The 11,453-nt window shown below is 66.9% G+C and carries 11 protein-coding genes; 3 read left to right on the top strand and 8 right to left on the bottom strand.

Annotation, left to right across the window (positions count from 1 at the left end; all coding sequences use genetic code 11):
* Positions 1 to 2: 2 nt before the first annotated feature.
* From HY726_14915 to HY726_14880, 8 genes are all read right to left on the bottom strand, one after another.
* Positions 3 to 2,144 carry a GAF domain-containing protein gene (locus HY726_14915; GenBank protein MBI4610288.1) on the bottom strand — a complete coding sequence of 714 codons (2,142 nt, stop codon included), beginning with the start codon at positions 2,142 to 2,144 and terminating at the stop codon, positions 3 to 5.
* On the bottom strand, positions 2,131 to 2,805 hold the full coding sequence (locus HY726_14910) for a GNAT family N-acetyltransferase (protein MBI4610287.1): 675 nt from the start codon (positions 2,803 to 2,805) through the stop codon (positions 2,131 to 2,133). Before HY726_14910 ends, HY726_14915 begins: the two co-directional genes overlap by 14 nt.
* A gap of 2 nt (positions 2,806 to 2,807) precedes the next feature.
* On the bottom strand, positions 2,808 to 3,353 hold the full coding sequence (locus HY726_14905) for an STAS domain-containing protein (protein MBI4610286.1): 546 nt from the start codon (positions 3,351 to 3,353) through the stop codon (positions 2,808 to 2,810).
* A gap of 81 nt (positions 3,354 to 3,434) precedes the next feature.
* The gene (locus HY726_14900; protein ID MBI4610285.1) at positions 3,435 to 4,088 is read right to left on the bottom strand and encodes a hypothetical protein; all 654 of its coding nucleotides are present in this window, start codon (positions 4,086 to 4,088) and stop codon (positions 3,435 to 3,437) included.
* Between the two features lie 48 nt (positions 4,089 to 4,136).
* Positions 4,137 to 5,054 (bottom strand): methyltransferase domain-containing protein, encoded by a 918-nt coding sequence (locus HY726_14895; GenBank protein ID MBI4610284.1) that lies wholly within the window; start codon positions 5,052 to 5,054, stop codon positions 4,137 to 4,139.
* A 35-nt stretch (positions 5,055 to 5,089) separates the two neighbouring features.
* Positions 5,090 to 5,557: a response regulator gene (locus HY726_14890; GenBank protein MBI4610283.1), complete on the bottom strand. Its 468-nt coding sequence runs from the start codon at positions 5,555 to 5,557 to the stop codon at positions 5,090 to 5,092.
* Positions 5,558 to 5,975: 418 nt separating this feature from the next.
* A complete protein-coding gene (locus HY726_14885) occupies positions 5,976 to 7,322 on the bottom strand; it encodes a sigma-54-dependent Fis family transcriptional regulator (GenBank protein ID MBI4610282.1) in 1,347 nt (448 codons plus the stop codon).
* Between the two features lie 19 nt (positions 7,323 to 7,341).
* Positions 7,342 to 9,405: a GAF domain-containing protein gene (locus tag HY726_14880; protein ID MBI4610281.1), complete on the bottom strand. Its 2,064-nt coding sequence runs from the start codon at positions 9,403 to 9,405 to the stop codon at positions 7,342 to 7,344.
* Between the two features lie 136 nt (positions 9,406 to 9,541).
* Here HY726_14880 and HY726_14875 point away from each other — a divergent pair, with 136 nt between their 5' ends.
* The 3 genes from HY726_14875 (at position 9,542) to tatB (ending at position 11,335) form a co-directional block, all read left to right on the top strand.
* Entirely contained in the window at positions 9,542 to 10,363 is an 822-nt protein-coding gene (locus tag HY726_14875) for a methyltransferase domain-containing protein (GenBank protein ID MBI4610280.1), read from the top strand.
* Between the two features lie 146 nt (positions 10,364 to 10,509).
* Positions 10,510 to 10,860, top strand: coding sequence for a phosphotyrosine protein phosphatase (locus tag HY726_14870; GenBank protein MBI4610279.1), 351 nt, complete (start codon positions 10,510 to 10,512; stop codon positions 10,858 to 10,860).
* A gap of 4 nt (positions 10,861 to 10,864) precedes the next feature.
* Positions 10,865 to 11,335, top strand: coding sequence for a twin-arginine translocase subunit TatB (gene tatB / locus HY726_14865; protein MBI4610278.1), 471 nt, complete (start codon positions 10,865 to 10,867; stop codon positions 11,333 to 11,335).
* Positions 11,336 to 11,453: the final 118 nt, after the last annotated feature.

The following is an 11,453-nucleotide window of genomic DNA, read 5'->3' as shown; positions in this document are numbered from 1 at the left end:
CCTCAGCTCGCGGGCGTGAGCGGGAGCACGAAGTGGAACGTGGACCCGTGGTTCTCCCGGCTCTCCGCCCAGATGCGTCCCCTGTGTAGCTCGACGAATTTCTTGCTGATGGCAAGCCCGAGCCCGGTGCCGCCCGCGTCCCGTGCCAGCGGACTGTCGAGGCGCTGGAACGGCTCGAAGAGCCGCGGGAGGTCGGCTTCCCGGATGCCGATGCCGGTGTCCGCGACGCTGACGTGGACCGCGTCCGGTTCCGGGCGAACACGAACCATCACGCGCCCCGTCGCCGTGAACTTGACGGCGTTGCTCAGGAGGTTGAGCAGGACCTGCTTCACCTTCGTTCGGTCCCCACGCAGCCGGGGCAGTTCGAGCGGGGCGTCTTTCTCGATCTTGAGCGGCTTGCCGCGCGCGAGCGGGGCCGAGGACTCGATGCATTCGTCCATGAGGTCGTGCAGGTCGATCTCCTGGAGGTCCAGCTCCTGTTTGCCCGCTTCAATGCGCGAGATGTCGAGGACGCTGTTGATCAGCTCGAGCAGGTGCATGCTGCTGCTGTGGACGGAGCGGACGTAGCTGTCCTGCCGGTCGGTCAGGTCGCCATCGATCCGGTTGAGGAGCACCTTCGAGAAGCCGATGATCGAGTTGAGCGGCGTGCGCAGCTCGTGCGACATGCTGGCGAGGAACTGCGATTTGAGCTGGCTCGCCTGCAACAGGCGGGCGTTCGAGCTGCCGAGCTGCTCGTACAGGCGCGCGTTCTCCAGGGAGATGGCGGCCTGGTTGGCCACGACCGAGAGAACCTCCAGCTCCTGGTCGTCGAAGACCTCCCCTGAGAGCTTCTCGCCCAGCAACAGGATGCCGGTCAGCTTGTTCTCGATCTTCAGGGGCACGAGGAGCGACGCCGGGATCTGTTCGAGTTCCCCCTCCACGGCCTCGAAGTACACCGCCATCTGCCGGTTGATCTTCACCTCTTCCTTCACGAGCACGCCGTCGGCCTGCGCCAGCCACTGGGCGATCGAGCTGTCGGCGCGGATCGGGGCGATCCCTGACTCCTCCCCGGTGGTGCTCTCCTCGCGATAGGGCACGAAGAGGTTGGCGGCCCGGTCGTAGAGCATCACAACGCAGTGGGTCAGGGGGATCCCCCGGGCCAGGCCGCGGACGAGCGTATCCACCAGTTTGCCGGAGTCGAGGATCGCGCTCATCCGGTTGCTGAGGTTGAGGAGCGTGTCGTAACAACCGCGGCGCTTGCTGAAGATGAGCCGCTCGACCTGCGACTCGAGGCCGTGGCCAAACGGGCTGAGGAAGAGCGTCATGATGAGCCCGAGAGGAATGACAATCCACAGGGCGCTCGTCTCCTCCAGCCGGAACTGCTGCTCGAGCGTCCAGGTGAGGCCCACGAGGAGCGACGTGACGACGGCCGCAACGCCGCAGTAGATCGCGGCCTTCTTGAGCGCCACGTCCACGTCGAACATGCGATAGCGGACGATCGACAGCCCGATCATGAAGACCAGGATCATATTGCCCGGGATCCCCAGCGGATAGGCCTGGTCCGCCGCGGGGAGGAATCGGGTGAGGATGAACCGCGCGAAGTCGACGAACCCGCCGATCAGGCTGATAAAGGTGGCGAGCAGGACGAGCATGACGCGGTTCCGGCGGAAGCTCGAGTCGATCGTCCGGTAGGCCTTCGCGAGGTGGCAGAGGCCGTAGATCATGAACGCGTTGAAGTAGAGGAAGAAGGGCGTGTACAGCGGCCCGGTGGCCGGGGCCCACCCCCAGTGCGTCGACTTGACGCCGGTCATGAAGAGCGCCGACCCGCTGGCGTTGATCGCGCTGAAGATGATCGCGAGGCCGTACGCCAGGGCGAGCGCGGGCCTGCGGCGGGTGGTGCTGTCCAGGAAGATGAGGACGAAGTGGTAGTAGAACACGGGGATCGCGATCACCCCGACGTGGATGACGACTTCCCAGAGGTAGGCGCTCGCCTCGTCCGGGGCCCTCCTCAGCATGAACACGCCGAAGTTCCAGAGGGCCAGCGCGGTCGCGAAATAGGCAAAGACCCTGTTCAGCCGGCTCGCCGGGTTCCGGAGGATCGAGACGCCGACCAGCGCCGCGTTCAGGAACAGCGCGATGAGCGGGAGTGCGCTATGAAGTGTCACTTCCGTCCCCCTTGGATCCGTCGAGGGGAAGGAGGTACTTGTCCTTTCCGCGCTGCTCTTCGATCTCTTCTCTCAGGATTCCGAACACGATCACGTCCCAGCACTGGCCACCCTGGAAGCCTGCCTTCCGCAGGACGCCTTCCTGGCGGAATCCGTTTCGACGCATGGAGTTGATGCTCACGAAGTTGTACTCGTAGACCTTCGCCTCGATCCGTCTCAGCCCCAACACGTCGATCGCGTAGTAGCCGACCAGCTTGCTGGCCTGGACGCCGTATCCTTTGCGCAGGGCCCGCTGGTTCGCGATGATCGTCTCGAGGAAGGCGTATCCCTCGAGCAGGTGGATGTTGTACAGCCGCACGAGCCCCACCGGCTTCGACCACTCCCTGGCCGTGATGACCAGGATGATCTGGGTCGGATCGGTCAGGCACGCCTCGTAGAATGACGGGTGCTTGTCGTACACGTACTTGTAGGCATAGAGGAGTTCGCTCCCGACCATCCGCTCGACGAAGGGGTCCTCCGCCCACTCCGAGAGGTAGACGAGGTCCCCCGGCGTGAATGTCCGCAGGGCGACCCGTTTCCCCCGCGTGACCACGATCCCCTGATCCGCCGCCCCGAGCCCCGCGGCCGGAGCGTCGAGCGACACCCGTTGCGCTTCGATCACACCTATTTGGGCCTCGCCTCGTGGCTGTTTACTCGGGTCTCGCCTCGTCGCTGTCCTCGCCTCCGGCTCGTCCGAAGCGCCTCGGCTCGAACTGCCACGCCTGCGGCTCGTCGGGAGCCCCTCGGCTCGAAGTGCCACTCGGGCCTCGCCTCGTGGCGGGCCTGCCACACGGCATGGCCGACGCCACTCGGCTCGAACTGCCCTTGACCGTTCCAGAACCGGAAGGCCGTGATCGTTCCGGATTTTCTCAATGCCTGGCGCACCGTCGGGTTCACCCGCAACATCATAACACCGCCCGGCTGGGCTTCGATCACCTTCAAGCCGTCGAGGAGCGCGGCGATCCCGCAGACATCGATCGCCGGCACGCCCTCCAGGTCCACGAGCAGCCGCGCATCTCCCGGCCTCGCGTACCCGCGGATCAGCTTGCGGAGCCGCGGGGCGGTCGCGGCGGTGATCGCTCCGCCGAGGCGGAGGCGGACCAGCCCGTCGCTGGCCGCTGCGCCGTCCTCCTGGCATACGCTGTTGGCCTCGATTGCTGTCGCGCTCATCCCATCCCCTCGCGCTTCGTCACAGGGTTCACTGCCCGGCGGGGGGCCCGAGGGGGGAGTGACCCCCCTCGGGCGTCCGCGCTACTGGAAGAGCGTGACGTGGAGCTTGATCAACGGCGAGCCGTTCTTGTCGAACTCGTTAGGCTGAAGCGGGGTCGTGGTGGTCAGCCCCGTGGACGGGTCCAGGTAGTACCACACCCCACTGACCTGGAACGGGATAAGGAAGATCCCGCTGAACAGGCCCGAGGTCTTCTGGGCGCCGTTGACCGTGGACCAGCTTCCTGTGATCGGCGCGTACGGGCAGGGTCCGCCCGCGCAGTTGGTGCTCGTGAGCGGCGACAGGTCGAGCTGCCCCTTCAGCTTTCCGCTGACGGTGTTAACGAAGAACTTGCCGTCGACCTGGCCGGTGCCAAAGCCCGTGTCCGGGTCCACAGGGACGCGCGACTGCGCTTGCACGGTGACGCTCCCGGTCAGAAACTCCAGGGTCCCGGACCCCTGCAAGGTCCCGGTCTCGGTTGCCTGAGCGAGCCTTATCCCAATCGGCAGGATGACGCCGGGCATGATCCGCGCGCCGCTCGGCGTGAACTCAGCCGGCGGGGCCTCGAGCACCTCGTAGAGAACACCCTGCGCGACGCCAGTCTGAGCCAGGGTTGTCACCGGGCTCAGCACGAGCACTCCGCTCGCGACCAGCAGTCCGATCATCCATCTCAACGATCGTTTCAAGTTCCGCTTCATCTCGTCATCTCCTCACCACTCGCTCGGGTCGCCCCGGCGAGCACCAAGTCACGTCCCAAAGATGACATGGAGTTCAACGCACTGTGATCCACTCCCCACGAAACGTCTCACCTCCCTTCGGTTCGGGCCTCGCCTCTGCCTCATCTGCTCGGGCCTCGCCTCGTCGCTGGCGCAGGCGATGAAGCTGCCGGCGCCGAAGCGCCTCGGCTCGTCGCTGTCCTTCCGGGCCCACGCCAGGAGGCTCGCCCCGTCCAGGAATGTCCGTCGCATCTCCAGCACTGTGAAGCCGGCGTCGCGCAACCTGCGCGAGAACTCGTCCTCCTCCCAGTAGTGGGGCCCGATCTGGGTCCGCGTGGCTTCGAAGATCGAGTTGGGGAGGAGCCACAGGAGACACCGGAGCGCGGCGCTCAGGCCCGCGCGGGCCCTGACCGCCCGGAAGGTAGCCCGCAGCCAGACCCGCCGCGTGAAGTTCACGAAGACCGCGCTGCCGCCGGGCTTCAGGACCCGGTAGGTTTCCCTGAGCAGTCGGTCTGGAGTCGGATTGAGGTAGAGCGAGTGGATGTTCACGACCTGGTCGAACGCCCCGTCTCTGAAGGTGTTGCCGATCGTGAGGTCGGCGTGACGGAAAGCGAGGTTCGGAAGGTGCTTCGCCCGCCGCTTCTCCCTGGCCAGTTCGACCAGGGCGGCGTACGGGTCGATGCCCACGACCGAGAACCCGGCTTCGGCGAGGCTGACGGCGAAATTGCCGGGCCCGCATCCCACGTCCAGCACGTGGACATCGCGCCGGTCAACCGACTCAGGGACGGAGGTTTCCACCAGCGCCAGGACTTCGCGCCGAAGGCTCAGGTAGGGAGCGAAGCGCTCGAAGATGAAGTCGTAGACGACCCCGTAGCCGACAGACAGCATCCGGTCGAGCCCCCAGCGGATGCCCCCGACGAGCCACCCGCGCCGGGTCGGCGTCTTCATCCTCGGCTCAGCGTCGTCTGGCGCCGGCATCCCGGCTATCCCTTTGTGGGCAGGGCCCGCTCGACGGCGTCGCGCAGCTCATCGGGCGTGAACGGCTTGGACAGGATGGAGCTGAAACCCATGCGGTTCGCTTCGTCAAGGACCTCCGGGGTGCCGTGAGCTGTCACCAGGATGAAGGCCATGTCCGGTCGCACCGCTCGAGCTTGCCGGACCACCTGGAACCCATCCATCCCCGGCATCCTGTAATCCACCACCATGAGGTCGAACTCCTCGTGGGCCACCAACTCCAGGGCTCGCTCGCCTCGATTGGCGCCCTTGACCGCGTATCCGAGGGACTGCAGCACGTTCACGCACAGGACTACGACTGGGCCGGCGTCGTCGACGATGAGGATCTTTTGCCTGTCGTTCTTCACCGAACGGCCCCGACCATGGGCTTCCGGAAAGGCCAGGAGGTCATCCGGAGCCATGGAGGTCGAAGTCGGGCGACTCCCCTCGGTCGCCATGTTCCCCCTCTTGGGTGTGAGTTATCGGTTTGGTGGGGAGAGAGTCGGAGGGGCCTACCGACGATTCCCTCTCGCTCACCCCGGGCGCCGAACGGCTGCAAGAGGGGGACCAAGGTTGGAGGGATCGGATAAGCGGTGATGGTCCAAGGCTTTTTCGAGTTCGACGGTGGGCGTCATCGCGGATGAACCGGCCAGTTCTTTACCACCTGGGACTCGGGGCCGGGGAGGAGGAAGCGGGGCAGGCGAGTCGTTTCAGACAGTTACCGGGGCTTTGATCGCGCGTTCTCGCCCCGGTGAGGAACTTACCAGCGATGAGAAACTGATCGGGCTAGGACCTCTTCGAGCGCGGGCTTTGCCCGCGCAAGCGATTCCTGGGGGAGGCCTCGGAGGGGGCCGTCGAGGCCCCCTCCGATTTGACTCAGGCCTCGCCGAGCTTCTTCCGAAGGGTCTGGCGGGAAATTCCGAGGATTTCCGCGGCTTTGCTCTTGTTTCCGTTCACCAGGCTCATAACCTGGTGAATATAGGCCCGCTCGACGTCGGCCAGCGTGCCCGGCTGCTCTGACGGTCTGAGGAGGGGCACGCCGTCGGCACGCGCCGCGAGCGGAAGCGGCAGGTGTTGGGGTTCGATGTAGTCTGAGGTGCCCAGAATGACCAGGCGCTCGATGAGGTTTTTCAGCTCGCGGATGTTGCCGGGCCACGGGTAATTGAGCAGCAGCCGCTCCGTCTCGGGGGCGAAGCCGATGATGGCCTTGTGGAACATCCGGTTGGCCTCGAGGAGGAAGTGGCGCGCAAGGGGCAGGATGTCCTCGCGGCGCTCGCGCAACGGCAGGATCGTGATCGGGATGGAGTTGAGGCGGTAGAAGAGATCTTCCCGGAACTTTCCCTCCTTCGCGAGGAGCTCGAGGGGTCGGTTGGTGGCCGCGATGACCCGGACGTCCACCTTGATGTCCCGGGTCCCGCCCACCCGCTTGAAGACCCGCTCCTGGAGGCAGCGCAAGATCTTGGCCTGGCTGCCCGGGGACAGCTCGCTGATCTCGTCCAGGAACAGCGTCCCGCGGTCGGCCAGCTCCATGAGCCCTTTCTTCGTCGTCTTCGCGTCGGTGAAGGCTCCCTTCTCGTGGCCGAAGAGCTCGCTCTCGAAGAGGGTTTCGGTGATCGCCGCGCAGTTCACCTCCATGAAGGGGAAGTCGCGCCGCGGGCTCTCGTAGTGGAGTCCCTTGGCGACCAGTTCTTTTCCGGTGCCGCTCTCGCCGAGGATCAGGATCGTGTGCGCCTCGCTCCGGGCGAGCTGGCCGATGACCTCGCGGAGACGGCGTGTCGCCTCGGACTCGCCGATGAGCTGATCCGCGCGGTACTGGCCGCTCTGGAGCTGGTGGAACCTCTGGATCTCCCGGCGAGCCTTTACCTCTTCCAGGGCGCGACGGACGGCCAGCCAGAGCTTGTCGAGGGGTTCGAAGGGCTTCTCCAGATAATCCGTCGCCCCGTTCTTCATCGCCTCCACCACGCTGCCGATGTAGCCGTAGGCGGTGATCATGATGACCGCGGTATCGGGGTGACGGTCCCTGAGCGCCTTGAGGACCTGGATCCCGTTGATGTCGGGCAGCCGGATGTCCAGGAGGACGACGTCCGGATCCACGTCGTCGGCCATCAGGAGCCCGTCCTTCCCGGTAGCGGCCGTGTGGACCTCGAGCGGCTCCTGCCCCAGCAGCCGGGCCAGCAACAGGCGGATGTCTTTCTCGTCGTCGATGATCAGGACGCTCTGCATGCCGCCTGTCAGCCGGCGATCATTTCAGGAGTTCGCGCACGACGTCCAGGAGCTGCTCGCGCGAGAACGGCTTCTGCAGCAGTTTACCCTCGCCCTGGGCCAGAAACCCCTGGATGGCATCGGTGATCAGGCCCCCCGTCATCAGCAGAAAGCGGCGCCTCAGGCGAGAGTCCCGGGTGGTGGCCTCCCGGTAGAGCGCGAGGGCGTCCATGCCGGGCAGGTAGACGTCGGAGAGTACCAGGTCGACCGGTTCCGACAGGGCTTCGAGGGCCTCCTCGGCGGTCGTGACGCAGACGGTGTCGCAGCCGGCCGCTTCCAGGTACGCGTGCACGAGCCGGCGCACCGCCGGATCGTCCTCGACCACGAGGATGCGGCGCCCCGCCAGCGTCGCGGGCCCGCCGGGCGTCTCCTTGACGGGCTCCGTCGCCAGCGTCCCGATGGGTAGCTCGATCGCGAAGGTCGTGCCCTGGCTCCCCGTGCTGTCCACGCGGAGGTCACCGCCGTGTTCCTGGATGATGCCGTAGGAGATGCTGAGGCCGAGACCGGTTCCCCGGGCTCCCTTGGTCGTCACGAACGGGTCGAAGACCTTCGGCAGGATCTCGGCGGGCACGCCCGGGCCGGTGTCCTGCACCAGAATGACCACGCGGTCCGGACCGGCGCGCCGCATGGCGATGCGGAGTCGTCGGTCGCCGTCCGCCTCTGTCATCGCCTGCTTGGCGTTGGTGACGAGGTTCAGCAGGACCTGCTGGAGCTGACCGCCGTCCGCCCAGAGGGGCGGCAGGCCGGGTTCGACCTGCTGCTCCACGCTGATCCCCGCGAGCTGGAGGTCGGAGGCGGTGACGCTCAGGACCTTGGCCAGGAGGTCGCCCAGGTCGACGCGCTCGCGTTCGAGGGGCAGGCGCCGGGCAAAGGTGAGCAGCCCCTGAACGATCCGCCGGCTCCTCTCGGCCTGCTCGACCATGAGATCGAGGGTCGGGTGCAACGGCTCCGGGGCCTGGTCCCGCATGATGTGCGCGCTGCCGAGCAGGACCGTCAGCGGGTTGTTCAGCTCGTGGGCGACGCCCGCCACCAGCTGCCCCAGGGCCGAGAGCTTCTCGGTCTGGAGCATCTGCTGCTGGGCGAGGGTCAACCGGAGCTGCTGGTCCCTCACCACTTCCGCGAGACGGCTGGCCGCTTGCCGGGCCTCTTCCAGGAGGCGCGCGTTGTCGAGGGCGTAGGCGATGTACGTCATCAGCGCGTTCAGGAACTGCAGATCGCTGGGGCCGAAGGACCGCAGGTCAGCCGGCGTGGTGGCGCCGTACTCCTTTTTGGCCAGGTTGATGACGCCGATGATCCGGTCCCCCACCCGGACCGGCATGCAGATGAAGGAGCCACCGCCGTACTTCGGGTCGTTGGCTTTGCCGAAGCGCGGGTCGGTCTCCACGTCGTCGACGAGGATCGGTTCCCCGAGCTGCACCGCCCGGCCGGCGATCCCTTCGCCCACCCTGACCTCGACGCCGCGGGTCACCTCTTCCGGGAGCCCGCGGGCCGCGGCGATCCGGAGCGTCTGCCGCTCGCGGTCCAGGAGCATGATGGAGCCGATCCTCGCGCGCACGGTTCGCATCGTCCGCTCGAGCACCAGGCCGAGGAGGTCCTGCATCGCCGGGATTCGGGCTGCCAGCTCCACCATCTCGTTCAGCGTCCCGAGCTTGAAGACGAGGTCCTCGAGTCGCTCCGTAGACCCGCGAAGGTCCTCGAGGAGGCGGTTGAACGCGTCCGTGATCTGGCCGAGCTCTGCCACCGGGCCGAGACCCGGCACCATCGCGGCTTCGGCCGGCGTCGTCGCGAGGTCGGCCGGCTTCGGCGTTATCACGGCTTGGGCGAGATCGCTGATGCGGTTGACCATGCGCTGGAAGACGACGAAGCCCAGGAGGGCGATCAGGAGGGCGAGGAGCAGGCCCAGCTGGGCATCGGTCTCCGCGACCAGCTCGTAACGCCACAGAAGATAGAGGAAGACGAGCAGCGGAAGGAGGGAGCTGACGGCGAAGATGGTCGCGGCGGCCTCACGGATGCTGCGACTGCGGGAGAGAAGACGGAGCTTCATGGGCCCTCCAGTCGTGAAATGGACCTGGTAAAAATCATACTACGGACGTCCCGTGTCGGGAACCCCTGGGGCCGGTGCCGCAGCGGTGCGCCTTGACTCGGCCGTCCGTCGCCTGATAGCGTTGGTTCCGCTCGCCGTGCCGCGTCACATCGATCCGTATCGCGATATCGACGCCCAGCCCGACCCCGAGCGTTATGTCACGAGCCTCGAGGCGCGGGGGCGGGTGAAGACGCAAGTCCGCCTGCGCCGCCGGTTCCTCAGGTTCGCCGGGATCAGGCCCGGCTGGCGTGTGCTGGAGGTGGGGTGCGGCACCGGCGTCGTCTGCCGTGATCTCGCGAAGCTGGTCGGTCCTCGCGGCGCCATCGTCGGCGTGGATCCGAGCCGGGTGTTTGTCCGCGTCGCCCGCCGGCTGGCGCGCGAGCACCGGGTGGACGGCCGGGTTCGCTTCGAGGTGGGTGACGGCGCCCGGCTCAGGTTTCGCGCCGGTCTCTTCGACGGCGCGCTGGCGATCACCGTGCTCCTCCATGTCCCGGATCCGGAGACGGTCCTCAGGGAGATGATCCGGGTCACGCGCCCGGGCGGGATCGTGGGCGTGCAGGACCAGGACTTCGGGACGCTCGCCCTCGACCATCCCGATCGCGGCTTGACGAGCCGGATCCTGGACGACGTGGCTCGCGAGATCTACGCCGATCCGTGGAGCGGGCGGACCCTCTTCGGGACGCTCCGGCGGCTCGGGCTCCGGCAGGTCCGGCTGACCACCGACGTGTATCAGGACACGCGTCTCGAGCCCTGGACCTGGTCCATGCTGGAGCGTCGCGCTGAGAACGCGGTCAGTCTCGGGCTCGTCGGCCCTCGAAGCGCGCAGCGCTGGCTGCGGGCGATCAAGGCCCAGGCGGAGGCGCGTACGTTCGTGTGCACGCTGAACTTCTACGGGGCCGTCGGCGTCAAGGGCGCGTGATGGAGCGTGTGCTAGATTGCTCGGAGGGGGACTCCGCCCCCCTCCGATGCCTCCCCCCTTCGCTTGCGCGGGCCAAGCCCGCGCTCGAAGATTTTTCCGCAGCCTGCTAGAATCGGTTGCGTGAGCGTCCGTGACGGAGGCGGCCGGTGAAGTTCTTGTTCGTCTGCACTGGAAACATCTCGCGGAGCCCCGCGGCCGAAGAGGTCTTTCGGCGGATCACGAACGGAGCGCAGGAGACGCGCTCCGTCGGGATCTCGCCCTACTGTCCCCGTCCCATCTGCGGAGACGACCTGCGCTGGGCCGACGTCGTGGCGGTCATGGAGGAGGACCACCGCGCCTTCATCGTGGCGCGGTGGGCTGACGCCGGTCGGAAGCTGCGCGTCCTCGGGATCGAGGACCGCTACCACCGCCATGACCCGGAGCTGATCCGCCTGCTCGAGGTCAAGCTGACGGAGTTGCTCGCCGATGTGGGTGCCCGCGACATCGGCGGGAAGTGACCGCATGCTGGACATCGGCTTTCAGGAGCTCCTCCTCATCCTGGTGATCGCGCTGCTGGTCTTCGGGCCGAAGCGCCTCCCTGAGCTCGGCCGGGCGATTGGCCGGGCCATGCGGGAGTTCCGGCGGACCAGCGAAGAGTTCCGCTCGACTCTCGAGACCAAGCTCCAGCTGAACGAACCCGATCCGGTTCCGTCGGCGCCCGAAACCGTCGTCGACGAGCCGCCGCCGCCCACCCCGGCGGAGACGGGCACGGGAGGCGCCGCGGAGCCGGAGCTCAGCCCGGCCCCGGAGGCGATGGCCGTGTCCGCCGAGCCTTACCTGGCCCAGCGCGGCGGCCGGCTCTTTCACACCCGCGAGTGCACCTGGACCGGGCACATCGGCGAGCTGGACCGCATCTATTTCAAGCGGGTGGCGGACGCCAGAGATCAGGGTTTCGCTCCGTGTCCGGTCTGCGAGCCCTGGGAGCCCGCCTGATTTTTTTCTTGACAGATAGTCGTCAGATGTCGACTAATCTATTGTCGAGAACAATCGGAGAGGGCCTCGACGGCCCCCTCCGAGGCCTCCCCCATGAATCGGTTGCGCGGGCGAAGCC

It is taken from the genome of Candidatus Rokuibacteriota bacterium, from assembly GCA_016209385.1.
Taxonomy (GTDB): Bacteria; Methylomirabilota; Methylomirabilia; order Rokubacteriales; family CSP1-6; genus JACQWB01.
This window is presented reverse-complemented; position numbering and strand designations above follow the sequence as displayed.

Excerpts from the sequence above, each read along its gene's own strand:
- HY726_14905 (MBI4610286.1), bottom strand. The coding sequence starts at position 3,353 with ATGAGCGCGACAGCAATCGAGGCCAACAGCGTATGCCAGGAGGACGGC.
- HY726_14900 (MBI4610285.1), bottom strand. The coding sequence starts at position 4,088 with ATGAAGCGGAACTTGAAACGATCGTTGAGATGGATGATCGGACTGCTG.
- HY726_14895 (MBI4610284.1), bottom strand. The coding sequence starts at position 5,054 with ATGAAGACGCCGACCCGGCGCGGGTGGCTCGTCGGGGGCATCCGCTGG.
- HY726_14890 (MBI4610283.1), bottom strand. The coding sequence starts at position 5,557 with ATGGCGACCGAGGGGAGTCGCCCGACTTCGACCTCCATGGCTCCGGAT.
- HY726_14885 (MBI4610282.1), bottom strand. The coding sequence starts at position 7,322 with ATGCAGAGCGTCCTGATCATCGACGACGAGAAAGACATCCGCCTGTTG.
- HY726_14880 (MBI4610281.1), bottom strand. The coding sequence starts at position 9,405 with ATGAAGCTCCGTCTTCTCTCCCGCAGTCGCAGCATCCGTGAGGCCGCC.
- tatB (MBI4610278.1), top strand. The coding sequence starts at position 10,865 with ATGCTGGACATCGGCTTTCAGGAGCTCCTCCTCATCCTGGTGATCGCG.